Origin of the sequence: Paenibacillus taihuensis (genome assembly GCF_003386535.1) — a bacterium.
Classification (GTDB): domain Bacteria; phylum Bacillota; class Bacilli; order Paenibacillales; family Paenibacillaceae; genus Paenibacillus_Z; species Paenibacillus_Z taihuensis.
The window spans coordinates 51,404-76,810 of record NZ_QTTN01000007.1 but is presented as its reverse complement, the minus strand read 5'-3'; the positions used below and the strand labels follow the sequence as shown (position 1 = coordinate 76,810).

Sequence of the window (25,407 nt, the reverse complement as noted above, 5' to 3'; positions counted from 1 at the left end):
AAGGAGAAGACCATGAATAGTAAAGATTTTCTGCCGATTATATTAGGAAGCGATGAGAATGCTTACGGGAATGTGAGACTCATCCATGAGAGATATGGGATTAAGCCGCTTCTGCTGTGCAGCCGACTGCTAATTCCGACGATGAACAGTTCGTTGTTCGAACTCGTGCAGATCGACCGCTTTGACAATGAGAGCGTGTTTCCCGGCGCATTGCTGAAGATATTGGAGAAGTATGCCTCACCGAACCGCAAACTCGTCGTCATTCCATGTTCGGACTACTACGCTGGCATGCTGTCGCGCCATTACAGTACGTTCAAAGGGCTGATCGCGAATCACTTTATATCCGAATCGCTGCTCGATACCCTCGATACGAAGGACAAGTTCTATAAGCTGTGCGAGCAGCACGGACTGGACTATCCGAAAACAATCGTGAGTGAGCCGAACGAGCGCGAGACTGCGCTGAACGAGATGGAATTCCAATTTCCGATTGTCGTGAAACCGGAGAACAGCAACGCGTACGAATACTTACATTGCGAGTTTGAAGGCAAGAAGAAGGTGTTCTTCTTCGATACGAAGGAAGAATATTTGACGATGGTTCGAAGCATGAACAAGTCGGATTACCAAGGAAAGCTCATCATTCAGGAGTTTATTCCGGGCGGCGACAGCTCGATGCGTGTCATTAACAGCTTCTCCGACGACAATGGAATCGTGAAGCTGATGTGTCTAGGCCAGCCGGTGCTTGAGGAGTACACACCGAAGACACTAGGCAATTATGCAGCGATCATCAGCCGTTCGGATATGGCGATTTATGCGAAGATCAAGAAGTTTCTCGAGGAGATCGGTTATATCGGCTTCTCGAATATCGATATGAAATATGACAGCCGAACAGGCAAATATATGCTGTTCGAAATAAACCCGCGTCTCGGCAGAAGCAGCTTCTTCGTGCGGGCAGCGGGGCTTAACATGATCGCAGCCTTGATCGACAATGTAGTCTACGGCAAGAATGAGAACACCGTATACAGCGATCAGACGACGCTATGGACGAATGTTCCGCGCAGCGTGCTTCGCAAATATGTGACTGATCCAGCGTTAACGGCAGAGATCAATTACCTTTACAAGCAGAAGAAAGTGCTGGGGTCGCTCTGGTACAGCAAGGATTTGAACTTGAAACGTATTCTCCGCGTATCACGTTACTACTTCGGCCACATCAACAATTACCGGAAGTATTATTTCCATAAGAACTGAGTCAGAGAGCCGCATTCCTGCGGCTTTTTTCACGTTCATCGAACTCGCAGCTTAACCGCCTGATTAGACAGCAGCGTGAAGAGGTTAAGTAGAAGTTGGTGCAATTGCAACAATGCCAGTCTCACTAGCGTCTATAAATCTGGAGACATAAACGCAATTTTCTTCTGCAAAAGGATAGGAGGATACCGGATGCTGCGTAAATTATTGATCATTACGAGCGTACTCGTTGTAATACTCGGCGGTACATTTCTATATTTTAAACAACCCATCATGGATACCGTGCACTTTGCCAAACAGACGAAGGAGACCGCTGCGACGGTCAATCAGGTCAATAAGAAGCTGCCGGATCTGATTCAGCAAGCGAAGCAGGAGCGGGCGAACGAAGCCGCTTCTTCGACTACCTCTTCGCTCAAGTCCACGTCCAAGTCGACGAGCAAGGCGAACAAAGCAGCAGAGAAGGAAATCAAACAGCAGTTGGTCACTGTAAAACAAGAGCTGAATAAGCTCGTACAGACGGAGCCGCCTGCCAAGCTGAAGAGCCTTCACGATGAGCTTGCAGCCAACTCGGATGAGGCGAACCGGCAGATCGACAATTATATCCAGCAGATTGATAACGGTACGTTTGACCCGGAGCAGTTCGAAGCCCTCTATGAACAGATGAAGGACACTCCGGAGTTTAAAGAAGCTGAGAAATACTTGAATCTGTTAAAATAAGACGCTATAACGTGCATGAGCAGTCGAACCTAAACCGACTGCTCTTTTCTATGCTTCAAGTTTACTTTGATGCTTTCCGGTGAAGACTGAAGTCTATCACCCCTAATAGAAAGCGGAGCTTCAAATGGAACTCAAAAATATTTCTTTCCGGGCGCTAGCTGTCACCAATGAAATTGATCTGAACAAAATCGCGCTTCATCTCGGCATCCCGAAGAAGTTCACCTGGGAACAGCCATTAATCCTGCGCTCGCAAGAGCTGAAGTCCATCTATCCTACGCGCATCAATGAGCTGCAGCAGGTGCTGGTGTTCTCTTTCGGCAGCGTCGTCTTTGTCAATCACCATGGCAAAGGCGAGATCAACATGTTTCTTAAGTTTCTTCAATCGTTCGAGCGAGACATTGATCTATCACGTGCTGAGAACTTCACGGATGACTACAATCTGCATATCGGGGACATTGAGAACCTTGAACTGACGGACGAGTATGTCGTTGTGAGTGAGTATGAGTTCTTCTTTCCCGAGTTAATCTCGACGGTGCTGGCCAAGTCGGTTGCGCTTGAGAAAGCCGAGCAGCAGCTGAGTCTGATTCAAGACAGCTTGGAAGTGATGATCGAGCGATTAGAGAAGGGAAAGCTTCGAATAGGCAACAAGGAGCTTGCCAGGACAACGGCGAAGATCGTTCGGCATGAATTCAACACGCTTGCCTATATCATGATTCTGGACAAGCCGGAGGTTACGTGGACCCATCAATCCGCTAGCCAGTTCTACGATCAGATGATGAATTTCTTCGAATTAAACGACCGGTATACGATATTGAAGAGCAAGACGGACATTCTATATCACATCACCGAGGGCTTCTCCGACATCAGCCATTCGATTCGCGGTCTCTTCGTCGAATGGATCGTCGTGATCCTCATTGTCATCGAAGTGGTCATCACCCTATTGCAAATTGTAGGCTGGGTTCCGACCCACGCATGAAAGAGGACTTTCATCCCCGTATTGGCAGGGGACGAAAGTCCTTTTTGGTTAACGACTAGTTGCTTCTGTAGCCGAGGTGTGCAATCACCGGCTGAGAAGATTGCATCGACGCATGCATGGAATTTTGCGGATAGCCGCCATATTGCGGCGAATTCGAAGCTTGATAACCGCCATAGTGCTCGATTACCGGCTGCGAGCCGTGTACTTGAGACGCATAGTAGGGCTGCTGGCTGCTATATTGCTGCTGCTGGTGCATAGTGTTGTTTGCTTGGTAACCGCCGAAATGGGAGATCACCGGCTGCGAGCTTTGCATGTGAGAAGCTTGATAAGGCTGGCCGCTATATGGCTGCATATTGTTGTTATGGTTTGCTTGGTAACCGCCGTAGAGGGAGATTACCGGCTGCGAGCCCTGTACTTGAGAAGCATGGTAAGGCTGGCTGCTATACTGCTGCATATTGTTGTTTGCTTGGTACCCGCCGTAGTGCGCAATCACTGGCTGTTCATTGGAGTGATAAGCAGCGCCGGAAGAAGTGCTTTGCATGAATCCTTGTTGAGGCTGACCATTGTACTGACCAACGGAATAGCCGCCAAAATGAGAAATGACTGGATTTTGGGAAGCATTGTAATTGGAATATCCGCTTGTAAAGTTTTGCTGACCGAATTGATTCATTTTGTTTGCCTCCTAATTATATCCATCTAGGCCAAGGAATCCCCTTAAAGCCTCGATTATTATTAGGAGCTTGGTCGGATTTAATCCTGACAAAACTTGGATCGAACCACCTGCATCAGCGCATTAAATGACCCGGCGTGCAGTCTTGTAATGGCTGCTCCAGTAACCGGAAGTCAGGGTATTGGTACCGACGTGGTTCGTCGGCGAGCTATGGATAAATTGTCCGCTGCCGATGTAAATGCCGACATGGTTAATGACGCCGTCGCCGTTCGTATCGAAGAATACGAGATCACCGGCTTTGAGCGAAGATTTGGATACGAAGGAACCAACCTTGGATTGCTGAATGCTGGAACGCGGCAAGCTGAAGCCGTTCTTCTTATTGAATACAAGCTGAACAAAGGAAGAACAATCCGAATACTTGTAGCTTGTATTCCACGGCTCCGAGCCCCATTTGTACGTAAAGTCACCTAGGTATGTTTTTGCAGTCGATACGATTTTGCTTGCAGTCCCCGTTGCTGTCTTTGAACTTGAAGTCGTATTTGAAGTGGAAGTAGAGCCGGATACGGCTCCGACATAGTTCGTCGAAACATAACCCACTTTGCTGCCAGACTGTACTTTAAGCCAGTATGTATTGACCTTTTCTAAGACGGTGAGTTGGGTGCCTGATTGAATAAATCCATAAGTTGAACTGCTTGTACTGGGCGCGGTACGGAAGTTCACCGTTTTCTGAACAGTCGTTGTTGCTGCGAATGCACTGGATGCACCTGCTAATAGAGTACAGCCGGCAATAATTGAAATTAACGTTTTTTTCATTGTAATCTCCTCCCGTTACTTCCTTAAACCTCGTAAATGGGAGGAGAAACATGTAAATTTTGGTAGAATCATAGAATTTCACGATTTGTAAATTGTTTACATGGTTTAGTTAGATATGGTAAAGATAAAACTGGATTAAAATTTCCATTTGCATTTATTCTTCATGATCAAGGAGGGGCTGCAAAATGAGACGTTCCAGAGCTTATCTTTCCCAATTCAGCACCAACCAACTTCATCTGCGGCACCCTTGGGTTGTCACGTTCTTCGCCTTCTCGTACCCCGGATTCGGGAACCTAATTTTACATCGTTATGCAAAAGCATTTATCTTGATCATCTGGGAAATATTTATTAATAATGAAGCAAAGGTGAATCTTGCCATCATGTACACGCTGCAAGGCCATTTCGAGACGGCGAAAGCTGTCATTAATGAACGATGGTTCATCCTCTACGTTGGTATCTACATGTATGCGATATGGGATTCCTACCGCTCCACATTGGATATCAATAAACAATATTTGTTGGCTGATCGCGAGGATGCGCCTCTGGATCCCATACGGATGGGACCTTGGGATACGAATTACCTCGATAAGCGAGTTCCTTGGGTTGCCTTAGCTTGGTCGATGCTGGTGCCGGGACTTGGACACATGTATGTACATAAAGTGATATCAGGCGTATTCATATTCGGGTATACAATTGCGATCATGTACTATTCCCATCTGCCTCAATCCATTCATTTCACCCTTGTCGGTGACTTCGTCCAAGCGAAACAAATCATAAACATGCAGTGGTGCCTTTATCTGCCTTCCATCTATACCTTCATCTTCTATGATGCATACGTATCTGCGGTTGAGCAAAACAAGCTGTTCGAGAAAGAGCAATCTCAATTCTTAAGATTAAATTATCGTGATCCTAAGCTTCAACTATCTCAACTGCTGAAGGTGAAGAAGATGCTGGTAGTGGCAACGTTCGAACAGTCGATCTTTTTAGAGCTGGCTATCACTGCGATGGAACAGATGGGGATTCCAAAAGGGAATTTGCATGCTTTCCCGATGGATAAGTGGAAGGAGCCGCGCTCGGTATTAGATTCCATACATCGGGCGGATGGATACAGTATGCTGGACTTAGCCGCTATATTAGGAACGTGTTTCATGCTGCTTGGCGCTATTTATGGCTTCGAATTAAAGTGGGGACCTGTGTTATGGGGGATCATTGGTGCGGTGCTGGGCATTGCACTCGGCTTCTTCATTAAGTTTATTATGATGAAGAAGTCCGGTAACGGGGACAAACGAATTACATCAGAAGTGGTGCTCATGGTGCAATGCGAGACGTCGCAGTGGGAGCTCGTCAAGAAGATCTTGTGGGAGAACACCGCCCTTGGAATTTCCACTGTGAATGAGAATCCAAGTGCATAATGAGAGCAGAGAGTGCCTTCAGCAAATGCTGAAGGTTTTTTTGGTTCGTGTGCAAAAGGAGGCAGTGGCGGCATGGCGAACTTAATTAGAGAAGCCAGAATAATCTAGCATTCCTAACTAGATCGGAGAGGATCAGCCATGAACGAAAATGTCGTATCTCCTGCTGAAATCAGCGTCGAATCAGGAAATGAAACGATTCGGCTAGCATTTGGAAGAGTCCGTGAACTATCTATCAGCCTCGAAGTAGAAGGGCGAATAGAAGGAGATTTGGCTGTGCTCGCAGCCGTGGAATCGGGCAGCGTGCGGGTTCGATTTTACACTGGAATCATGAATGAAACTAGAGCGCTTTCCTTGATCGCCGAGTTGTTTACGGATGCGAAGGAGCAGCCGCTTGTCTTATCAGCGCCTTGGGATAGAATCGGAAATTCGAAGCATGTGGTGCATCTGCAATATGTAGGGTATTCCGTTCGTTTATTCGTTGATGGCGTGCTGGTTGACGAGGATTGGCCGATGGGTACAGTTGATCTTAGCGAAGCATGGGTTCAGATATATGAAGGTACCGAGCGGGTTCGCATCTGGAATGAAGCTGTGCCGCCTGAACCGGCGACGGCGGAGTTGGAGTCGCGCGTTCTAGGTGAAGAACCGGCAGCATTGCAATATTGGCGGCCGCGAGGGTTCAATACAGGAGTCGGCGATTGTATGCCTTATTTCGATGGCGAGACTTTCCGCGTGTACTACCTGTTTGATCGGCGAGGCCATGGGAGCAAGTGGAGGCTTGGGGCGCATCAATGGGCACAAGTCTCGACGAAAGACTTGCGAACCTGGGAGCATCATTCCGTTGCAGTCGGGATAACGGCAAAAGAGGAAGGCTCGATCTGTACGGGCGCAGTGTTCAAGAAGGACGGAATCTATTATGCCTTCTATGCGGTACGGGCAACCGACGGATCGCCGGCGCAGCTGACATGGGCAGAGAGCAGTGACGGTATCCATTTCAACAAAACGAATACGGTAATTGAGCTCTCCGACCGCTATGTGCGATCATCCGTCCGAGATCCTCATGTGTATCAGGACGAACAGGGAAAATACCACATGCTCGTCACGACAAGTCTCGTTCATCCGGTTAAGCACGAAGGCTGCCTCGCACATCTCGTATCGGATAATTTAACCGATTGGGAGGAGCTTGAGCCCTTCATCGTGCCAGGCTATCATGACGAGCCGGAATGCTCGGATTACTTCGAGTGGAACGGTTGGTATTATCTCATTTTCAGCAATGACGGGCTTGCTCGCTACCGATATTCCCGTAATCCGGAAGGACCTTGGCTGCGGCCGGCGATGGATACGTTCGACTGCGTACAGTGGCGCGTGCCGAAGACAGCTGCATTTCATGATGGAAGACGTATCGCCGCGGGTTTCTTATCCTCAAGTGACAGATATGCTGGCGAGCTTGTATTTCGTGAGGTTATTCAATTGACAGACGGATCGCTAGGGCTTGGTTTCGTTCCTGAGCTTCGTGAAGAGAGTGATGGCTCGGAAAGGAATTACGAGGATTTCCAGCTTGACGCGATGAGCGGCTTCGATGCGAAGACGATCGGCACGTTCGATGGGGAATATACCGTGTCATTCGAGGTAACTGCACGCTATCCGAATATGTATGTCGGCTTCTCGGTATCGGATGTCGCGAATTTCGAACATGGTTATGATGTCCGCTTGGAGCCGTCAGCCCGGAAAGCCGGTATTCACCGGATGCACGCGCGTTCACTACAAATGAGTGATGATTCTTCTCTCTATCACGTAGATGGGCTTAACGAGAAGATCGCGGTTGAGGCCATTGTGAAGGATGGCTGGATCGATCTATGCGTCGGTGGAACAAGGACATTAATCTCCCGAATAAATGGCGAGAACCGCAGCCTGCGCTTCTTCGTTCAGTTCGGATCAGCGACGTTCGAACGGATCGTTGTGAAAGAGAGCGTGAAGTAAGGTTGGAATGGCCGCAATTTAACGAACTATCGGATCGGAATGTCGTAATAGCAAATATAGAAGATGCAAATAGGCACGCTGAGCGCGTACGCCAGTAACGTTCTCTTCTGGTGTAAGCGGAGCATCGGGAACATGATACAGCAGAAGAGGATGGAGTCAAGCAGCGTCCAGCCGTTATCGTAACTGAAAGTTCCTGTCAGAAGCAGTGCCCACTCGTTGAGCGAGAATAGGGCAATCCAAAATATCGTCCATAACCATCCTCTTCTAGTACCGGAAGGAAAGCGTCCAAGAAACATAAGAATAGCGCTCACGAATACGGCGTATTCACCGAGCAAAGCGATGATTTCGGAGCGAAAAGGCGGTTGGGGCTCGAGCGACCAGAGGCGATGATCAATGGAGGAGTAGTAATAAAGCGTATCGACAAAAATCATAAACAGGATGGTGCTTTCATATTTCTTCCAGTTCCGCCAGTCTCCCCAATACCAGCCGGCAAGCAGCCAGCTGGTAACCCCGATCACTTCAGGCATCTTGTTTCACTCCGCTCCGAAAATTAACTTATATTGGAAATTTAACCGTAATATCGTTAGGCTATACCTGATGTGCTTGAAGAAGCAAGTAGCAAAAGGAGTGGATTGTATGGGAGAGCGGTTAATTGGCAAAACAATCGTCGTCACAGGAGCGATGAAAGGGATCGGAAGAGGGATCTCACTGAAGTGCGCAGCTGAAGGGGCGAACGTCGTCGTTGCCGATCTGAGCGAACAAGAAGGCGATGCGTCTGTTATCCGGCAGATCGAACAGATGGGGACCGCTGGGAAGAGCTTATTCATCCAGACCGATATAACTAAGACGGAAGACTGCCGTCAATTAATTCAGAAAACGGTCGAGATTTTCGGGCGTATCGATGGGCTTGTGAACAACGCGGCCATTTATCCGCGCGGTAACCTGCTCAATACATCCGAAGAACTGTTCGATACGGTGTTCGATGTAAATATCAAAGGCGCGTTCTATTGTTCCCAGTATGCGGTCGCTTCCATGATTGAAACTGGCGGTGGATCAATTGTCCATATCGGCTCCACCAACGCTTACATGGGTCAGATGGATCTGGCTGCTTATGCGTGCTCCAAGGGAGCGATGCTGACGCTCAGTAAACATATCGCGCATAACTACGCGGCGAAGCAGGTTCGTTCGAACTGGATTACGGTCGGCTGGGTAGCATCCGATGGGGAAATCGAGCTGCATCGGAAGCTGGGAGTCAGCCCCGAGCAGCTTGCAGCGATGGGGGAAGCGACGGTACCGAATGGCCGGCTTCAAACGGCCGAGGATATCGCTTACGGCGCTGTATTCTTGCTGAGCGATGAATCTGCATCCGTGACGGGCACGGAGCTGGCGATTACCGGCGGTCATCGGATGCGGTAAATTGCCAGATCAATCTGATTCTCGGGAGGAGGTGCGTAATGCTATGAATAATGCCATGAATAATGCCATGAATAATGCCATGAATAATGCTATGAATAATGCTATGAATAATGCTATGAATAATGCTATGAATAATGCAAATGAAGTGGAATTGGCAGGGATACCTAGCGTACCGCATGCGTCTTATCCACCTCGCACGGGTAATCGCTTACGGCCGCTCATCGACGGCGAACCGGCATTCCGCCGTGTTTGTGAAGCGATTGAACAAGCGAAGCATAGCGTCTGGGTGACCGTGACGTTCATGTGGGCCGCATGCCAAATGCCAGATGGCAGAGGTACGCCGCTTGATGTGCTGAACCTTGCCGCGGCGCGAGGATTAGATGTACGCATTCTTTTCTGGCGGCCGGATCCCGAAACAGAGCACTTGAAGACGAATGCATTCTGGGGAGCTCCGGAGCACTTCGACAGGCTTATCACTAGCGACGCTATGGTTCGGATTCGCTGGGATCGTGCACAGCCAGGCTACTGTCAGCACCAGAAGAGCTGGCTGATTGATGCTGGTACCGAAACCGAGGTTGCATTCCTCGGAGGGATCAATCTCAATCCGCATTCCGTCGTCGCTCCAGGTCATCGCGGAGAAGGGCAGAATCACGATCTGTACATGGAGCTCACCGGTCCTTCAGCGGTGGACGTCCACCACAACTTTGTTCAACGCTGGAACGAAGCGAGCGAGCGCGAATTGGAAGATGGAAGATGGGGTGAGGGGAGCGAGAACGATCTGACTTTTCCAACCCAAGTTCCTCGCCAGCAAGGAAACAGTACCGTTCAGATCCAGCGGACGATACATAGCGGACGGATTACCAACAATCATCCGACGCCAGGCGGAGCTGCGTATCCGATTGAAGCGGGTGAACGCTCGAATTTCGATCAGTATTGTGCCGCGATCGGTGCCGCGCGTCGTTCCATCTACATGGAGAACCAGTACATAACGGTGCCGGAGATTATCGATTGTCTACGGCAAGCTTTAATGCGTGGCGTGGAGATTGTACTTCTCATACCGGCGGCAGGAGACATTCCAGAAGCACTGTCTGCGCTTGCTGTTTTCGATCACTTCACCTTAGCGGGAATAGCGGGTTTAAATGATGAGGGCAAACGAAGCCCGGTCTGGGTTCACTCCAAGCTGATGATTGTCGATGGCGAATGGGGCACGGTCGGTTCGTGCAACCTGCATCGTTATTCGCTATTCGGCAATTGCGAGATGAACGCAGCATTCTGGGATAGAGAGGCGGCACGCGCCTTTCTCGACGAACTGTTCGCTGAACATCTCGACTTGTCAGTTGGTGAGCTGGATGATCGATCCGCCCTGCAGCTATTCAGAGAGATTGCGCGAAGCAACCGCAAACTGTTCGAGGCTGGCGAGCGCAGATGGCAAGGTCTCGCTTACAGTCTCATTCCTCATTCCAGCTAGGCATGTGAACCCGAGTTATTCTATCCCCTCCAAGCACCCAAGCCATTCCGGCACCTCGCTCATATTCTAAACAGACTCTATTCTTCAGGAGGTGCAATACATGAGCGGTTTTAACGGTCCTGTTGGTGGTGCTTTTACAAGCTCGGGCTCGATCCTTGTTCTCTTTATTCTGTTGGTCATTGTCATCTGTGGTTGCTTCAGATAAGTTGACACGGGCGCAATGAGCATAGATAGTTAGTGCTTTTCGGGAAGGCAGCTGCCAGGTAGCAGCTGCCTTTTTGCGTCGCTCGAGCCATTCTTTTGCCGAGGGACTTGGCTGAATGGGCACGCAGCCCAATTACCCGCATATAGTAAAAGGGCGCAGGTTAGGCGCTTACATGCGAATCGCAATTATGCAGAATGAGGTGGTAATGATGCAAAAAAGCGGTGCAGTGTATTTCTCGGCGGAGTTTGGCTTAGATGAATCTTTACCTATTTATTCGGGCGGCCTTGGCATATTGGCAGGCGACCATATCAAGGCAGCGGCAGATCAGAATGTTCCGCTCACGGGCGTAGGTATATTTTATGGTCATGGTTATTTTCAGCAGCGCATTGATGAGGGCGGCTCTCAGCAGCATCTGTACCCAAAAGTGGATTTGAACGCAAGCATCTATCCGGTTCAGCTCGTGCAGGATGAGAACGGTCAGCCATTAATTATTGAGGTTCCTATAGCAGGCAGGCTGGTTTATGCCAAAGCATGGTCCGTACAGGTAGGATCCGTTACCGTGTATTTGCTCAATACGGATGTCGAATCCAATAGCGAGGCGGATCGCCGCTTGACGGATACGTTATATCCGAGTGAACAAGGCATTCGCATTAGCCAGGAGATATTGCTCGGCATCGGCGGAACACGACTGATTGCGGCACTTGGTATTCAACCGGATGTGTGGCACATGAACGAAGGGCATTGCGCATTTCTCACGTTTGAACGGATTCGGATGCTGTCCGCAGCAGGCGTTCCCTTCCAGACCGCGCTTGAAGTGGTCAAAGCAAGCACCGTCTTCACGACGCATACACCGGTACCCGCCGGTCATGACGTGTTCTCCATTGACCTAATGGACCGTTTCTTCAGCGATTATTACTGGCAGCTCGGTACTGACCGTGACGGTGTGCTATCGCTTGGTCAGATGAACGGCGCGTTTAATATGACACGGCTTGCTGTCAGCACCTCGTCGAAGGTGAACGGAGTAAGCAAGCTGCACGGCGTTGTGACGCAAGATCTGTTCCATCACTGGATGCCGCACATTCCGAGACAGGATATTCCGGTCGACGCCATTACGAACGGGATTCATATCGGTACGTGGCTGGCTGATGGCATGAAGGGGCTGTTTGATCGCTATCTTCAGTACGACTGGAGTATTCGCACAGCGGAACCAGAAGTATGGTCTCCTGTTCATGACATTCCGAGCAGCGAGCTGTGGGAGGCTCATCTAGAGGCCAAATCGAGCATGATTCAGTCGTTTAACTTACCGCTTAGCACCTCTAATGGAGGACCGCTGATTATCGGATTTGCAAGGCGATTCGCAACGTATAAGCGTGCGCTGCTCATCTTCAGCGATCCGGATCGGCTCGCGCGCATCCTCGGCGATTCGGAGCGTCCGGTGTGCCTTGTTTTCTCCGGAAAGGCACATCCTTCTGACGGACCAGGGCAGGAGTTAATTCGCAGAATTGTGGAGCTGTCCCGTGAAGAGCGGTTCAAGGGTCGCGTATTCATCGTCGAAAACTATGCGATGGATAAGGCGAAGAAGCTCGTCCAAGGAGTCGATGTATGGCTGAACACGCCGATCAAGCCGATGGAAGCCAGCGGAACGAGCGGACAGAAGGCGGCTGTGAACGGTGTACTGAACTGCAGTGTGCTGGACGGATGGTGGGCAGAAGGCTATAACGGGCGAAACGGCTGGGCGATTGACGGTTCGGCAGACGGAGACGTTGGCGTTAACGGAGAGCATCAGGCGAAGCTGGACAGCGAAGCACTATATCGGCTGCTTGAGGAAGAGATAATTCCGTTGTATTACAAGCGAGATGAAGACCAAGGACTACCTGCTGACTGGGTCAACAAGATGAAGGAATCGATTTGCTCACTCGCGCCTCTATTTAACACGCATCGAATGATCAGCGACTATTGGAACAAAGTGTACTTGAAGGCGAGCGCCAGGGGACAGCGGTTCGCATCGGACGGCTTCGAGGTTGCTTCACGGGTTGCGGCTTACAAGCAATTCATTCGCAACAACTGGTCCGGCGTCCGCGTACGGAAAGTGGATATTTTAGCCGACCATAGCGGTAGAATCGGACTGCACAAAACCGCATTCCGCGCTGAAATTGTGCTTGGCGCGATATGGCTCAGAGACGTCCGCATCGAGGCAGTCGGCTCTGACGGCCGCCAAGGCATATGGAAGGTGAAGCTGGAGCCTGTGCAGCAGGAGGCGAAGGGCGTGTACATCTACGAAGGCTCATCGTTTGACCGTTCGATCAACTTCTGGAAGGCGAATGTGAACGTCCGCGTCACCCCGATTAGCCCGGATTTCGCGAATGATTTTGAGATGGAGCTTGCTTCTTGGGGGTTTCAGTGAATCGCTAATCTAATCTTCAAAAGCATATGTTAATCGCGATGGATAAAGAAAGGAGATTTCCCGCCCTGATGGACGAGGAAATCTCCTTTTGGTGCGGTTATCCCGCCATATTGTTGATCGTATCCTTAGGTGAATATACCGAGACATGGTCCACTTTGCCTGTGTCCTTCGAGATAATGAAGCGCAGCTCGAAAGTATCGCTAGCTTCGTAGGTGTAGATTGTATCGCTGCCGTTCTTCGTCACTTTATCAGCTTTGCCAAGAGCCGCTTCGATCTGCTTAAGCGTCAGCTTCTGCAGCTCAGGGGCATCGGAACGAACATCGAAGATGACGCTGCCTTTATTGAAGCCGATCACGGCATGCTTCTTCGCATAGGTCGCATACAAGCCTTTGCCGGCAGAATCGGTTTTGTCGGACTTGCCCCAATCCTTCTCGACTTCATCAATCAATCCGGTATCAGCCTTGAACGGAATCCCTTTCACTTGACCTTTCTTCGCGAGCGTCAGCATTGCTTTAATGTCCACAGTCGTTTGGTTGTCGCTATTCGATGGTGAAGTGGTGTTACCTGACGAGCTATTGCCTGTATTCCCTGTATTCCCAGCGTTGTCTGCATTACCAGTGTTGCCAGTGTTGTTTGTTGGTTCATTCGAAGTGTTGCCCGAATCATTCGTAGGCGCATTCGAAGTATCGCCAGTATTGGATTGTTCATTTCCGGTATTCGTCGAAGTATCAGGTTTGTTCGTATTGTTGGCCGCATCGTTACCCGAGCATGCAGTGAGCATCAGGGAGCTTGTCAGCAGTGTGGCAAGCACGAGCAGTTTGATCGTATGTTTCTTCTTCATTCCATTTCATCTCCATTTTGAATAATCTAGAAGCTTGCTATCGAAGCTACATCCTCTTAACGAGAAAACGATCGATAATGTTACAGGCGAAGGTCTAGACGTATAATATGCCAAAAGAATCAGCCTCTTATTCTTTTTGTAACTATTTTCCTCTGAAGTTGAAACGGGTTATGATAGAGTTAGGCTGCAGCAATGTCGGGAGGAGTTAGATGATGAATTTCAATCTTATAGAAGCAATCGGGCTGCTAGAGCGCATGCCCAAGTCGCTTGAACAATTGTTATCTGGGCTGTCGGACGGGTGGCTGGAAAGCAGGGAAGGGGAAGGGACCTGGAATGCGGTTGAGGTGGTCGACCATCTCATTGAAGCTGAACGTTCAAACTGGATTCCGAGAATTTCGTTTCTGCTGCAGGAAGGCGCGAGCAAGCCGTTTCCGCCATTTGATCGGTTTTCACATTTGAAGAACGAGCCGGATAGATCCATCGATTCCAAGCTGCAGACGTTCAGGCAGGTTCGCTCCTATAACATCGACAGGCTCAAGGAGCTCTTACATACCGACACCAACTTTAATCAAACAGGCTTGCATCCTGAGTTTGGGGAAGTGAAATTAAGCGAGCTTATCTCGACTTGGGTCGTTCATGATCTCACCCATACAGCCCAGATCGTCCGCGTCATGGCGGAGAGATATCGGTCTGATGTTGGTCCCTGGGTGCAATATTTGGGTATATTGAAGCGAACTGAAACGTAGAAATAGAGGATAGCCGTATATTTTTTTGAAAAATGAACAAAAAGTGAACACCCGGTGACAAATTTGTGATATAGTAAACGTATACATTATGACTTCGGGAGTGTTACACATGAACAAGAACACTAAATCAGCAGGTGCAGATATCCGGGTTCCGTCACAATCGCAGAAAATCAAGTATTGGACGTCACTAATGCCTCGCATCGGTTTCGGCTTGATGCTTCTAGGTATCATTCTTAGCGCAGTGTTCGCGCACGACTTTACGGACACCAACTTGGGCCTTATGGTTGGCTTCGGTTTTATTATCGGCGGCATTCAAGTGCTGCTGCTCGGTTCGTTGTTCCACGCATTGCAGCCAAGCTTCGCGAAAGAACGTCAGAAGCTGCAGCAAGAACACCAGCCTGAGCACGTATAATCTCGTTTAATATTTCAATGATGCCCTTTCGCTTCCTCACAGGAAGCGGAAGGGCTTTTTTATTTTCCACGCTCACCGGCTCGCTCCAGCTGTTCACCATTTTTCCTCATTTTGCGGATGAAAGCCCTTTACTGTCCTAATCTTGAACGACTGTTGAACACAAAGTGTCTGAAATGAAACAGATGATTGACGGATTTGTTAACGAGGGTAACATTTGCGCAAGACTCTGCTATGCTAGCGTCAAAGGGCCATGAAAGCACGCCAAAGCGTGTGCAAGGAGATGAAGTAGCATATGAAAAGAAGTTCCAAACTCCGCGGCTTGATGCTGCTAATTACCGGATTGGTAAGCACTGTGCTTCTGTCCGGCTGCGACGGCAAGTTCGTCGTATTTGATCCGCAAGGTCCTGTCGCCGAGACGCAGTACCGGCTGATCATTCTATCCGCAATACTGTGCGCGATCGTCGTCATACCCGTGCTCGCGATAACGGTGTTCATCGTCATCCGATATCGCGACAAACCAGGCAATACGGCTCCATACAAGCCGCATTGGGACGACAGTAAAGTGCTTGAGGTGCTCTGGTGGGGCATTCCGGTCATCATTATCGGTATCCTAGGCGCTTACACAGCACGCGATACTTACGGACTGGCGAAGAAGCCGCCAGTAACTGACGTGAAACCAATTAAGATTCAGGTCACATCGCTCGATTGGAAATGGCTGTTCCAGTATCCAGACCAGAACATCGCGACCGTCAACTATGTCCACATCCCAGCAGGCGTTCAAGTCGACTTCGAACTTACGAGCGATGCGCCGATGAACTCATTCTGGATTCCGCAGCTCGGCGGACAAGAATATACGATGCCGGGCATGGCCATGTCACTATGGCTGCAGGCTGACAGACCGGGTGAATATTACGGTACTGGCGCGAACTTCTCCGGTAAAGATTTTGCACATATGCGGTTTAACGTTGTTGCTGAATCTCAGGAAGACTTCAATAAATGGGTTCAAACGGTTAAAGGCTCGAATAATGAGCTCACGAAAGCCGGCTACGAGACACTTTCCAAGCCAGGTCAATCGGAAGAGCAGACGTTCTCCTCGTATCCTTCAGACTTGTTCGATTCAGTCGTGATCAAGAACGGCGGTCATCATATGGACATGGATATGGATATGGACACAGAGAAAGATTCTGACAAAGCCGACTCTAACTCGGACTCGGACAACACATCGAAGTCCGATAACAACAGCACTCATGACATGCAAGGCATGGATGAAATGAGTGATACGGATATGAGCAATACGAATTCAAGTGAAATGAATCACAATCATCAGTAGGATGAGGGAGGAGCAATAGCTATGTATGCAAGTATTAAATCATTCGCTTCCTCATTTTTTGTGACAGGCGATCCGCTCATCTACGGAGCGGACGTCTCGATCGGCCTAACATCCATCGCAATCCTCTTTGTTCTCTTTTACTTCAAAAAGTGGGGCTGGCTATGGCGGGAATGGCTGACGACCGTCGATCACAAAAAAATCGGAATGATGTACCTTATCGCATCGCTGCTCATGCTGTTCCGCGGCGGGGTAGATGCGCTGCTCATGCGGGCACAGCTCGCAATGCCGAATGTACATTTTCTGCAAGCGGAGCACTATAACGAAGTATTTACAACACATGGCACGATTATGATTCTGTTCATGGCGATGCCCATGATGTTCGGTCTGTTTAATATGGTCGTGCCGCTGCAAATCGGCGCGCGCGACGTTGCTTATCCGTACTTGAACGCTGTCAGCTTCTGGCTGTTCTTCTTCGGCGCGATGCTGTTCAACATCAGCTTCGTCATCGGCGGTTCGCCGGACGCAGGCTGGCTGAGCTATCCGCCGTTATCCGAAATGTCGGGAAGCCCAGGCGTCGGACAGAACTTCTATATCTGGGGAATTCAAATCTCTGGTATCGGCTCGCTTGCAACAGGGATCAACTTTATCGTCACGATCCTGAAGATGCGCGCGCCAGGCATGAAGCTGATGAAGATGCCGATGTTCACATGGTCGGTATTTTCCAGCAGCATTATCATTATCTTTGCGTTCCCGATTCTGACGGTCACGCTGGCACTCTTGTTCATCGACCGGTTCCTCGGCGGCCATCTGTTCACGATGGACGGCGGCGGGAATCCGATGATGTACGTCAACTTGATCTGGATGTGGGGTCACCCTGAGGTTTATATCGTCGTATTGCCGGCGTTCGGGATCTTCTCCGAGATTGTCGCCACGTTCTCGCGTAAACGGATTTTCGGATACAAATCGATGGTTTTCGCACTGATGAGCATTAGTATCTTATCCTTCTTCACATGGGTGCATCACTTCTTCACGATGGGCGCTGGGGCGGACGTTAACGTCTTCTTCGCCATCGCGACCATGGCCATCGGGATACCGACCGGGGCCAAAGTGTTCAACTGGCTGTTCACGATGTTCCGAGGCCGAATCCGGCTGGAGCAGCCGATGCTATGGACACTCGCGTTCATTCCATGCTTCGTCGTCGGCGGTGCAACGGGCGTCATGCTCGCAGTAGCACCAGCGGATTATCAATATCACAACAGCTACTTCTTGATCGCGCACTTCCATCAGGTGTTGATCGGCGGCGTTGTGTTCGGTTATCTAGCAGGGATCTATTACTGGTGGCCGAAGCTGTTCGGCTTCAAGCTGAATGATCGACTCGGCAAATGGGCGTTCTGGCTATGGAACATTGGCTTCTACGTCTGCTTCATGCCTCAATATGCGCTCGGCTTCATGGGTATGACGCGCCGTGTGTATACGTACGGCTGGGATATGGGCTGGGGACCGCTCAATCTGGTGTCGACAATCGGCGCTTTCTTGATGGGTATCGGTTTTGTATTCCAAGTATGGCAGATTCTCTATAGCGTTAAATACGGTGAACGTGATACGACGGGCGATCCATGGGATGGCCGCACGCTCGAATGGTCGATTCCATCGCCGCCGCCGATGTACAACTTCGCAGTTGTTCCGCATGCAGGCGAGCGAGACTCGTTCTGGGAAGAGAAGGAGCGCCGTAACTTTGCTCCGGCGCCGCCAGTACCAGTCGCACAGTTGGAATCGATTCATATGCCGAAGAACTCCGGCGTACCGTTCGTCTTCTCCGCATGTTGGTTCGTGGCAGGCTTCGGCTTCGTATTCGGCTGGCTGTGGATGGCGATTCTCGGCATGGTAGGCGTCGGCGTGACGCTGCTCATCCGTTCGTTCCAATACGATACCGATTATTATGTACCGGTTGAAGAAGTTAGAGAGACCGAAGTAGCAGCAGGGAGGGCGGTATAAATGCAACATGCCATCGGGCACGGCCATTCGCAAGGCGCGGATTCGCATTCACATGACCATGGCCATCACGACCAAGAGTCGATGAAGGTGCTTGGCTTCTGGATCTTCCTCGTCACTGACTGCTTGCTGTTCGGCACACTGTTCGCCACGTATGTTGTCCTTAAGGCACATACGGACGGCGGACCGACGGGCAAGGAGCTTTTTGAAATACCGGGCTTTGTAGCGGAGACTTTCATCCTGCTTACGAGCAGCTTCACGAGCGGCCTCGCTGTCCTCGCGATGAACAAGAAGAAGGTCGGTCAGCTCATCGGCTGGCTGATCGTCACTGTCCTGCTGGGCGCTTCCTTCGTCGGTCTTGAGATCAACGAGTTCGTGAACATGGTGCACGAAGGCGCGACGATCTCGACGAGCGCATTCTTGACGGCATTCTTCGTCTTGGTCGGCACGCACGGACTTCACGTCTCGGTCGGTCTAGTCTGGATGATCGCGCTCATGATTCAGCTGAAGATGCGCGGCGTCACTCCGGTGACCAAACGTAAGATTACGGTAATCAGCTTATACTGGCATTTTCTCGACGTGGTGTGGATCTTCCTCTTCACGATCGTTTACTTGATGGGGGTGATGTAAAATGAGTCAGCAGCATACTAGCGCGGCCGGACATGGTCACCATGAGCATGAGGAACATGATGATCATGGTTCGCTGAAAGCTTATATAATTGGCTTCATTTTATCGATCGTCTTGACGGTCATCCCTCTTCTTATCGTGTTCGAGACGAGCATGAATAAGACAGGTGTCATCATCACCATTATTACGATGGCTGTCATTCAGCTGATCGTGCAGTTGTTCTTCTTCATGCACATCCGGGAAGGCGAAGGACCGAAGTACAATGTCATGGCGCTTATCCTGGGGCTGTTCATCGTACTCGTTATCGTGGCTGGCTCCGTATGGATCATGTCGTTTAACTCGGTTGTTCAATAATCGGATTAGAAAGTAAAAGCACGGCTTCCCCTATAGGAAGTCGTGCTTTTTTTCTATGTCAGTTCGATTGCACTCTCCTGATCGCAAAGATGCTGATGATGAAGAGTATCGGTATGTAAATAAAGATGAAATAAAATCCGATTTTGTTGATAAAATTCTCCAGCAGAACGATCTGCGTACGTTCCTTGAAGGTATTCGCGGCGATAAAGAGAATCGCGAGCATGGCTGGCAGCGTGATTCGAGGCTTTAGCACAGTTACTCGCTTTAGAATTCTTGTACAGCACCAGATATAGATACACACCGTCGGGACGATGACCAGCATCCATAGAAAAATAAACAAATACTCGAACCTTGCAAGGAACGAGAACTCGATGATCTTCGTCATTGCGAGCGTCGGCCAAAGCGCATGTTGTAGTAATCCTTGACTGAAATACATGAGCGTCACAATGATAAGCACCACATATTTGAATGTTGTGAATAGAATGGCGAAATGCGCCCATTTGGAATGTTTCTCGGGCTCCTTCAAGAACGGGAAGTAGATAAGCAAAGCTTCAAGTCCGAAGAAGATGAAACCGGATGCGCGAGAGCCTTGCAGCAGTTCTGCAACAGAATGATTAAACATAGGCAGAAGATTATGGAACTCGCCTTGTTTAACCGGGAAATATAGCCACCAAAGCAACGGAGTCAGAAACAAGTAGAAAAAGCTGAAGCCGGCAATGACCCGGAAGCCGCCCGAGATAACGTAATAAAAGATGCAAATGAAGAAAGCAGCCATCGTCCATACTTTAGCGGTTGGAAAGACCCACACAAGAATAATTTCCATGTAGGCACGGAAGCAGAAGAGGGCCATAAAGAAAAAGTATCCGACGATCAGCAAGGAAATGGCATTGCCTATGTATTTGCCGAAAATGGTTTGATGTAAATCAATGACATCTTTATTTGGATTGCCTAGCATCTTATAGATCATCCAGATGATGACATTCAGGCCAAGACCTATAATGATGATGGAAATCCAGCTATCTTGTCCTGCATCTCGAACGATCCGAGCTTGGAAATTGAATATATTCGCGGCAGCTTGGCAGACGCCGATGATGAAGAAAACAAAATATCCGCTAATCGTGTAATTCTCTTGTACCGGCTGCTGCACTAACGTCCAACCCCTGAATGTAAAATAATAATATTCGTTTTAACCTCGAAATCCATCCTCGGATAGATTTTTCCGTAAAACTCATCTTCGCTGAACGACCTATGGGATCGTCGATATTGCTCTCCGAGGCCGACAGGATCAGTTTTGTTCTTTTGCAAGCGAATTAACAAACTTTTGACGGCTGAATTTAATTGCTCTTCTATTTGCTTTCTTACAGCATTTAAATCTGCTTCTTTCTCAAGGCTTAGTTTCTCCGGTATTTCTCTTATTTGTATCGATAATTGGAGGGAAATCCTCGTTTTATTACGGTGTGACGAGTCAATTCTGCTCTTCCCGCGAAGGATGACGAAAGAATACATCGCTTTAGGGCCGGTTTTGAAATCATATTCGCCATTCAATTTCTTGTCTTTCAACAGCTTGAGGTACAAGCCTTCATCACTATCTAACCATAGCTTCAATTCATCTCCCTTAAAGACGGCGACACCATCCATATGCAATAAGCCTTCAGCTTCATTAATGACAGGCAAATAAACATCTTGACCTTCTCCGTAATACTGGTTGACGAACGAATGATAATTGGTCCGGGGCGTGTTCCCATGAAAAATATTCTGTTCAATTAGCTCGGACAAGTAATACGGCTGTTCCTTCGAGCTTTTGGCAATGATCGAGCTTGCAGTTTGTTTGGTGATTACGATTGTCGTATTGCTGCTTTTAATAATCTCTCGATTAATGATGTCGGCAAGATCGGGAATGGCTCTTTGCGCGAATGATTCACTGATCACCAAAGTGCGCAACTGCCCGATTTCGACCGGCTGCGTGGACTTGGCAGTTAGAGCTGTGAATACCCCGTACATCACGTTCGACTCAGCGGTTATCGGAGATTGCTCCCCGGCACCTTTGATATATTTGGGATAAGATGCGCTCATCTTGACGGTCTCTCCATCCATATCAACGCCCATGCTTTGGAGGATGTTGATCCGGTCCACGATATGATCTTGCGAGCAACCCGTTAGGAGGCTGCAGCAGAAGATCGCAAGCAGCGGCTTTCTCATAATTTATCCTCCCTAAGCACGAGGCTTATTCATTATTGTAGTCGTCGCCGATATCTTTATTTTTTCGGACGGTGTATCTCTGTTGAGTGAGCGGCCTCGTCGTAAAGAATCGATTATACAACATGGTGAACGAAGAGCGGACGATACTGTCGCTAAAGCTGTTGTAGCGAAAAGGGAACAAGGGCACGATGTAAGGTGAACCGAGCGACTTGAGCCGCAATAAATGCCCAAGTATTAGTATCAACCCCATCATGATGCCTAAACCGCCCCACAAGTAAGCCAATACTATTAATGGGAACCGCAAAAATCGGATCGTATTCGATATTTTGAATATAGGGGTAGTGAAGGAAGCGAGTGCAGAGAGCGAAACGATGATAAGCAGGATATTACTGGTTAAACCCGCCGCCACAGCTGCCTGTCCAAGGATGATGCCGCCTACTATACCAAGCGTTTGACTGACTTTCGTCGGCAACCTGGAGCCTGCTTCGCGCAATAATTCGATCGTGATTTCCAGGAACAGCACTTCCAAGAGGGGAGGGAAGGGCACGTTAGATCTGGACTCTATTATAGGTCCCAATAGATCTCTCGGTATGATGTTGTAATGAAACGTCAGAATCGCTACGTAGAAGGAGGTTGCCAGAATGGAGAATGCGACTCCGAAATAGCGGATAAGCCGAAAGAACGAGCCCATAATCCATGGCAAGTAATAATCTTCAGGCGAAATAATAAAGCTAAATATAGTCGTAGGTCCCGTAATTACAGAAGGTGACCCGTCACAGATAATAGCGACTTCCCCGTTGATTAACGAATACATGATTCTGTCCAAACGCTCACTCGAGAGGAATAAAGGAAACGGTGAATTCGAGTTATCCGTAATGAGCTGTTCCAGAAGAGCCGTTTCGAATACGACGTCAAAATCCAAATCGAGAAGTCTTTGTCTGGCCGTATTAATATGCTGCGGGTTGGTAACGTCCTCCATATAGGCAATAACGACGCGTGTTCTTGATAGCGTACCGATTTTGTGTTCCTCGAATATCAGCTTCTCGGTACCAAGCCCTCTTCGAAGCAGAGATAAATTGATATCGATATTCTCGACAAACCCAACCTTCGGGCCGAGTACGCTGTATTCATTCTCGGTGTCGTTATTGATGCGATGACCCAGCATCGGATCAGATATATCCACGATCAGTCCATCATTCGACCCATCGTCCAGCTGAAGGAAGATAGAACCCTCGGATACGCTCTTCCGAATTTCTGTCAAATCAGAAGAAAGCGTAATGTTTTCAAGCGGAATTAATGCCTTAAGATCATCCAAAGTATCGATTCCTTCATTAGGAATCATTAGAAAGGAAAGTAAATCATGATGAAGCTGTTCATGGCTAACGAGCGTCTTATAGAACGACAAGAATAACTGTTTATCTTGAATAACCACCGTGGTTTGCATGAAATCGTCCGATTTCATACTCGCTCGTAATGCTTGTTTCAGATTGGGGAGCATAGGGCGTACCACCTGTCTAAGAAAAATACTCGTCTTATTATGATGGTCTGCTAATGATGTTATACCTTTATAAGGAACCGAAAAAAGCCTTAGCGCCGTTATTTAACGGACTAAGGCTTATTGTGTGCTGCAGATGGATTCAGCCTTGCACACGACTTCCGAAGGAGAAGAAGTCCTGTGTTTCTTGGCGTGCTTTAGGCGTTAACACCTTGTCCACCTCTTCTTTTAGCCAGAGCAAGTTTTTGCCACGGAGCACATTGCGCATACTTTGCTCAGCTTCGCGCATCGTTAAGTTAATGATACATGGAGTAGAGCGGGAGCATGACGCGAACTCTTCATCTTGCTGGCAGAGCAAGCTGTTATCTTTAATGTTCTTGCATTGAAAGATCGGAGCGGCACCTTCAACGGCTTGTACGACATCCCAGAACGAAATGTCCGCGGCAGGTTTAGAAAGTCTGTAGCCGCCTTTAACGCCGGGTACAGAGATAACGATTTCGGCTTTCGCTAATTTACCGAAGATCTTGGATAAGTAAGTTTCCGAAATTCCTTGAAAAGTGGAGAGTTCTTTAATCCCGATGGTCGAATCAGGTGGAATATCGATCAAATAAACCAAGCAGTGCAGTGCATATTCAACGCCGATACTATACTGCATGCAAACACCTGCTTTCTGAGCGCAAAAGTTAATAATAATTTTAGGTCCATTTGCACACCTTGTCAAATGGAGGAATGGGAGATATTACAGTCATGACGCTGGTGATCATCTGTTGACACCGACTCGCAGACGAGTTATATTGTAGACGTAGTTGATCGACGATAAAAGTTGTCGACGATTAACTCGTCAAAAACAAAAACCTAAAGGAGTGTTAGAGAAATGGAAATGAGACTCGATTATATGAAGGTACGTCCGGAATCGCTGCAAGCACTGTTGAAATTAGAGGGTTTTGTAAATAAAAGCGGTCTTGATAAAACGCTGCTCGAGCTTGTCAAAACTCGCGCATCGCAAATAAATGGCTGTGCATTCTGTCTGGACATGCATACGAAAGACGCTCGTGCAATGGGTGAAACAGAGCAGCGTTTGTACTTGCTGAATGCATGGCGCGAAGCTCCATTCTATACAGCTGCAGAGCGTGCAGCGCTGGCATTAACAGAAGCGGTAACGAAAATTTCGGAAGGCGGCGTCCCGGATGCAGTATACGAAGAGGTCCGCAAACATTTTGACGAAGGACAATATGTTGATCTTCTGATGGCGATCAACGCTATCAACGCTTGGAACCGTATGGCGATCTCTACAACAATGGTACCTGGCGCTTATCAGCCAACTGCGCATAAATAATATCTCATTGATACCGAGCTCCCCATGCAATGAATCTGTGTATGGGGAGTTCATCTAATCAAGGCTGGAGGAACGATGAGCTACAAGATCCTTTTATTTGATCTGGACGATACCTTGCTGGACTTTGGTGCGAATGAGCTTCGCTCTTTAACACATTTATTTGAGCAGCATGGACATTCATTAACAGACGAGCTGTTTCAACTCTATAATTCGGTCAACAAACAGCTGTGGGCCGATTATGAGAATGGAACAAAAACGCTCGACATCGTGCTGAGCACCAGATTCTCGGAAACGATGCTCAAGCTGGGGAAGGAAGTAGATGGGCTTGAATGGGAGAACCTGTACAGGGAGCTGCTCGGCGAGGGAGAGCAGATCTTGATAGAAGGTGCTTTGGAAGTCATTCAGCAGCTATCTGGCACCCATCGATTGTTCATCGTCACGAATGGCATTTCTCGTACGCAGATCAAGCGATTGAAACAATCCGGGCTGTACGATTATTTCGAAGACATCTTCGGCTCGCAAAGTATCGGCTATCAGAAGCCATCGATTCATTTCTTTGAGCATGTGATGAAGCATATCCCGAATTTCAAGAGGGAAGAAGCATTAATGATCGGGGATACCTTGAATTCGGATATTAAAGGCGGTATGCAGGCGGGAATAGATACATGTTGGATCAACAGAACGCAGCAGCAGAGTAAGCCAGGGTTACAAAGCACGTACACGATTTCCAGCTTAACAGAGCTGCTGACGATCTGCTGATTAATAACGAAACTT

25 protein-coding genes are annotated in these 25,407 nt (G+C 48.7%); 17 read left to right on the top strand and 8 right to left on the bottom strand.

The window, feature by feature from the left end; all coding sequences use genetic code 11:
- The first annotated feature begins 12 nt into the window (after nt 1-12).
- From A8990_RS07985 to A8990_RS07975, 3 genes are all read left to right on the top strand, one after another.
- A complete protein-coding gene (locus tag A8990_RS07985; protein ID WP_181909460.1) occupies nt 13-1,245 on the top strand; it encodes a carboxylate--amine ligase in 1,233 nt (410 codons plus the stop codon).
- A gap of 189 nt (nt 1,246-1,434) precedes the next feature.
- Nucleotides 1,435-1,959, top strand: coding sequence for a DUF6376 family protein (locus A8990_RS07980; RefSeq protein WP_116188489.1), 525 nt, complete (start codon nt 1,435-1,437; stop codon nt 1,957-1,959).
- Between the two features lie 124 nt (nt 1,960-2,083).
- Nucleotides 2,084-2,935, top strand: coding sequence for an RMD1 family protein (locus A8990_RS07975; RefSeq protein WP_116188488.1), 852 nt, complete (start codon nt 2,084-2,086; stop codon nt 2,933-2,935).
- 55 nt (nt 2,936-2,990) lie between these two features.
- On the opposite strand, the gene A8990_RS07970 is transcribed toward A8990_RS07975, so the two are convergent.
- Nucleotides 2,991-3,605, bottom strand: coding sequence for a hypothetical protein (locus A8990_RS07970; RefSeq protein ID WP_116188487.1), 615 nt, complete (start codon nt 3,603-3,605; stop codon nt 2,991-2,993).
- Nucleotides 3,606-3,728: 123 nt separating this feature from the next.
- A complete protein-coding gene (locus tag A8990_RS07965) occupies nt 3,729-4,418 on the bottom strand; it encodes a C40 family peptidase (protein ID WP_116188486.1) in 690 nt (229 codons plus the stop codon).
- A gap of 185 nt (nt 4,419-4,603) precedes the next feature.
- Between A8990_RS07965 and A8990_RS32030 the strand changes: the two genes are divergently transcribed.
- Both A8990_RS32030 and A8990_RS07950 read left to right on the top strand, forming a co-directional pair.
- Nucleotides 4,604-5,830: a hypothetical protein gene (locus A8990_RS32030; protein WP_245995896.1), complete on the top strand. Its 1,227-nt coding sequence runs from the start codon at nt 4,604-4,606 to the stop codon at nt 5,828-5,830.
- A gap of 138 nt (nt 5,831-5,968) precedes the next feature.
- Nucleotides 5,969-7,807 carry a glycoside hydrolase family protein gene (locus A8990_RS07950; protein WP_116188485.1) on the top strand — a complete coding sequence of 613 codons (1,839 nt, stop codon included), beginning with the start codon at nt 5,969-5,971 and terminating at the stop codon, nt 7,805-7,807.
- Nucleotides 7,808-7,833: 26 nt separating this feature from the next.
- Here A8990_RS07950 and A8990_RS07945 read toward each other — a convergent pair whose 3' ends face one another.
- On the bottom strand, nt 7,834-8,334 hold the full coding sequence (locus tag A8990_RS07945) for a CBO0543 family protein (protein ID WP_181909459.1): 501 nt from the start codon (nt 8,332-8,334) through the stop codon (nt 7,834-7,836).
- A gap of 109 nt (nt 8,335-8,443) precedes the next feature.
- Between A8990_RS07945 and A8990_RS07940 the strand changes: the two genes are divergently transcribed.
- From A8990_RS07940 to glgP, 4 genes are all read left to right on the top strand, one after another.
- Nucleotides 8,444-9,223, top strand: a complete 780-nt coding sequence (locus tag A8990_RS07940) for an SDR family NAD(P)-dependent oxidoreductase (RefSeq protein WP_181909458.1) — start codon at nt 8,444-8,446, stop codon at nt 9,221-9,223.
- Nucleotides 9,224-9,350: 127 nt separating this feature from the next.
- Complete coding sequence (locus A8990_RS07935) at nt 9,351-10,691, top strand: phospholipase D-like domain-containing protein (RefSeq protein WP_181909457.1); 1,341 nt, start codon at nt 9,351-9,353, stop codon at nt 10,689-10,691.
- A 100-nt stretch (nt 10,692-10,791) separates the two neighbouring features.
- A complete protein-coding gene (locus tag A8990_RS32025; RefSeq protein WP_245995895.1) occupies nt 10,792-10,896 on the top strand; it encodes a YjcZ family sporulation protein in 105 nt (34 codons plus the stop codon).
- Nucleotides 10,897-11,101: 205 nt separating this feature from the next.
- Nucleotides 11,102-13,300, top strand: a complete 2,199-nt coding sequence (gene glgP, locus A8990_RS07930; RefSeq protein ID WP_245995894.1) for an alpha-glucan family phosphorylase — start codon at nt 11,102-11,104, stop codon at nt 13,298-13,300.
- Nucleotides 13,301-13,397: 97 nt separating this feature from the next.
- On the opposite strand, the gene A8990_RS07925 is transcribed toward glgP, so the two are convergent.
- Nucleotides 13,398-14,141, bottom strand: a complete 744-nt coding sequence (locus A8990_RS07925) for a YjgB family protein (RefSeq protein ID WP_245995893.1) — start codon at nt 14,139-14,141, stop codon at nt 13,398-13,400.
- Between the two features lie 212 nt (nt 14,142-14,353).
- Between A8990_RS07925 and A8990_RS07920 the strand changes: the two genes are divergently transcribed.
- The 6 genes from A8990_RS07920 (at nt 14,354) to cyoD (ending at nt 19,603) form a co-directional block, all read left to right on the top strand.
- Entirely contained in the window at nt 14,354-14,887 is a 534-nt protein-coding gene (locus A8990_RS07920) for a DinB family protein (RefSeq protein ID WP_116188608.1), read from the top strand.
- Between the two features lie 109 nt (nt 14,888-14,996).
- Nucleotides 14,997-15,299 carry a hypothetical protein gene (locus tag A8990_RS07915; RefSeq protein WP_116188481.1) on the top strand — a complete coding sequence of 101 codons (303 nt, stop codon included), beginning with the start codon at nt 14,997-14,999 and terminating at the stop codon, nt 15,297-15,299.
- Between the two features lie 292 nt (nt 15,300-15,591).
- Complete coding sequence (locus A8990_RS07910) at nt 15,592-16,629, top strand: ubiquinol oxidase subunit II (protein ID WP_116188480.1); 1,038 nt, start codon at nt 15,592-15,594, stop codon at nt 16,627-16,629.
- A gap of 21 nt (nt 16,630-16,650) precedes the next feature.
- Nucleotides 16,651-18,624, top strand: coding sequence for a cbb3-type cytochrome c oxidase subunit I (locus A8990_RS07905; protein ID WP_116188479.1), 1,974 nt, complete (start codon nt 16,651-16,653; stop codon nt 18,622-18,624).
- The gene (gene cyoC, locus A8990_RS07900; protein ID WP_116188478.1) at nt 18,625-19,251 is read left to right on the top strand and encodes a cytochrome o ubiquinol oxidase subunit III; all 627 of its coding nucleotides are present in this window, start codon (nt 18,625-18,627) and stop codon (nt 19,249-19,251) included.
- A 1-nt stretch (nt 19,252) separates the two neighbouring features.
- Nucleotides 19,253-19,603: a cytochrome o ubiquinol oxidase subunit IV gene (gene cyoD / locus A8990_RS07895; protein ID WP_116188477.1), complete on the top strand. Its 351-nt coding sequence runs from the start codon at nt 19,253-19,255 to the stop codon at nt 19,601-19,603.
- A gap of 58 nt (nt 19,604-19,661) precedes the next feature.
- Here cyoD and A8990_RS07890 read toward each other — a convergent pair whose 3' ends face one another.
- From A8990_RS07890 to A8990_RS07875, 4 genes are all read right to left on the bottom strand, one after another.
- On the bottom strand, nt 19,662-20,750 hold the full coding sequence (locus A8990_RS07890; RefSeq protein ID WP_116188476.1) for a GerAB/ArcD/ProY family transporter: 1,089 nt from the start codon (nt 20,748-20,750) through the stop codon (nt 19,662-19,664).
- Nucleotides 20,750-21,802 carry a Ger(x)C family spore germination protein gene (locus tag A8990_RS07885; protein ID WP_116188475.1) on the bottom strand — a complete coding sequence of 351 codons (1,053 nt, stop codon included), beginning with the start codon at nt 21,800-21,802 and terminating at the stop codon, nt 20,750-20,752. The genes A8990_RS07890 and A8990_RS07885 overlap by 1 nt, the downstream gene beginning before the upstream one ends.
- A 25-nt stretch (nt 21,803-21,827) precedes the next feature.
- Nucleotides 21,828-23,300, bottom strand: a complete 1,473-nt coding sequence (locus tag A8990_RS07880; protein ID WP_116188474.1) for a spore germination protein — start codon at nt 23,298-23,300, stop codon at nt 21,828-21,830.
- 139 nt (nt 23,301-23,439) lie between these two features.
- Complete coding sequence (locus tag A8990_RS07875) at nt 23,440-23,952, bottom strand: Rrf2 family transcriptional regulator (protein ID WP_116188473.1); 513 nt, start codon at nt 23,950-23,952, stop codon at nt 23,440-23,442.
- Nucleotides 23,953-24,171: 219 nt separating this feature from the next.
- On the opposite strand from A8990_RS07875, the gene A8990_RS07870 reads away from it, so the two are divergent.
- A complete protein-coding gene (locus A8990_RS07870) occupies nt 24,172-24,633 on the top strand; it encodes a carboxymuconolactone decarboxylase family protein (protein WP_116188472.1) in 462 nt (153 codons plus the stop codon).
- 75 nt (nt 24,634-24,708) lie between these two features.
- On the top strand, nt 24,709-25,392 hold the full coding sequence (locus A8990_RS07865) for a YjjG family noncanonical pyrimidine nucleotidase (protein WP_116188471.1): 684 nt from the start codon (nt 24,709-24,711) through the stop codon (nt 25,390-25,392).
- The last annotated feature ends 15 nt before the right edge of the window (nt 25,393-25,407 follow it).

What these genes read in the sequence shown, in the direction of transcription:
- A8990_RS07985 (WP_181909460.1), top strand. Translation starts at nt 13, where the DNA reads ATGAATAGTAAAGATTTTCTGCCGATTATATTAGGAAGCGATGAGAAT.
- A8990_RS07980 (WP_116188489.1), top strand. Translation starts at nt 1,435, where the DNA reads ATGCTGCGTAAATTATTGATCATTACGAGCGTACTCGTTGTAATACTC.
- A8990_RS07975 (WP_116188488.1), top strand. Translation starts at nt 2,084, where the DNA reads ATGGAACTCAAAAATATTTCTTTCCGGGCGCTAGCTGTCACCAATGAA.
- A8990_RS07970 (WP_116188487.1), bottom strand. Translation starts at nt 3,605, where the DNA reads ATGAATCAATTCGGTCAGCAAAACTTTACAAGCGGATATTCCAATTAC.
- A8990_RS07965 (WP_116188486.1), bottom strand. Translation starts at nt 4,418, where the DNA reads ATGAAAAAAACGTTAATTTCAATTATTGCCGGCTGTACTCTATTAGCA.
- A8990_RS32030 (WP_245995896.1), top strand. Translation starts at nt 4,604, where the DNA reads ATGAGACGTTCCAGAGCTTATCTTTCCCAATTCAGCACCAACCAACTT.
- A8990_RS07950 (WP_116188485.1), top strand. Translation starts at nt 5,969, where the DNA reads ATGAACGAAAATGTCGTATCTCCTGCTGAAATCAGCGTCGAATCAGGA.
- A8990_RS07945 (WP_181909459.1), bottom strand. Translation starts at nt 8,334, where the DNA reads ATGCCTGAAGTGATCGGGGTTACCAGCTGGCTGCTTGCCGGCTGGTAT.
- A8990_RS07940 (WP_181909458.1), top strand. Translation starts at nt 8,444, where the DNA reads ATGGGAGAGCGGTTAATTGGCAAAACAATCGTCGTCACAGGAGCGATG.
- A8990_RS07935 (WP_181909457.1), top strand. Translation starts at nt 9,351, where the DNA reads ATGAATAATGCAAATGAAGTGGAATTGGCAGGGATACCTAGCGTACCG.
- A8990_RS32025 (WP_245995895.1), top strand. Translation starts at nt 10,792, where the DNA reads ATGAGCGGTTTTAACGGTCCTGTTGGTGGTGCTTTTACAAGCTCGGGC.
- glgP (WP_245995894.1), top strand. Translation starts at nt 11,102, where the DNA reads ATGATGCAAAAAAGCGGTGCAGTGTATTTCTCGGCGGAGTTTGGCTTA.
- A8990_RS07925 (WP_245995893.1), bottom strand. Translation starts at nt 14,141, where the DNA reads ATGAAGAAGAAACATACGATCAAACTGCTCGTGCTTGCCACACTGCTG.
- A8990_RS07920 (WP_116188608.1), top strand. Translation starts at nt 14,354, where the DNA reads ATGAATTTCAATCTTATAGAAGCAATCGGGCTGCTAGAGCGCATGCCC.
- A8990_RS07915 (WP_116188481.1), top strand. Translation starts at nt 14,997, where the DNA reads ATGAACAAGAACACTAAATCAGCAGGTGCAGATATCCGGGTTCCGTCA.
- A8990_RS07910 (WP_116188480.1), top strand. Translation starts at nt 15,592, where the DNA reads ATGAAAAGAAGTTCCAAACTCCGCGGCTTGATGCTGCTAATTACCGGA.
- A8990_RS07905 (WP_116188479.1), top strand. Translation starts at nt 16,651, where the DNA reads ATGTATGCAAGTATTAAATCATTCGCTTCCTCATTTTTTGTGACAGGC.
- cyoC (WP_116188478.1), top strand. Translation starts at nt 18,625, where the DNA reads ATGCAACATGCCATCGGGCACGGCCATTCGCAAGGCGCGGATTCGCAT.
- cyoD (WP_116188477.1), top strand. Translation starts at nt 19,253, where the DNA reads ATGAGTCAGCAGCATACTAGCGCGGCCGGACATGGTCACCATGAGCAT.
- A8990_RS07885 (WP_116188475.1), bottom strand. Translation starts at nt 21,802, where the DNA reads ATGAGAAAGCCGCTGCTTGCGATCTTCTGCTGCAGCCTCCTAACGGGT.
- A8990_RS07880 (WP_116188474.1), bottom strand. Translation starts at nt 23,300, where the DNA reads ATGCTCCCCAATCTGAAACAAGCATTACGAGCGAGTATGAAATCGGAC.
- A8990_RS07875 (WP_116188473.1), bottom strand. Translation starts at nt 23,952, where the DNA reads ATGCAGTATAGTATCGGCGTTGAATATGCACTGCACTGCTTGGTTTAT.
- A8990_RS07870 (WP_116188472.1), top strand. Translation starts at nt 24,172, where the DNA reads ATGGAAATGAGACTCGATTATATGAAGGTACGTCCGGAATCGCTGCAA.
- A8990_RS07865 (WP_116188471.1), top strand. Translation starts at nt 24,709, where the DNA reads ATGAGCTACAAGATCCTTTTATTTGATCTGGACGATACCTTGCTGGAC.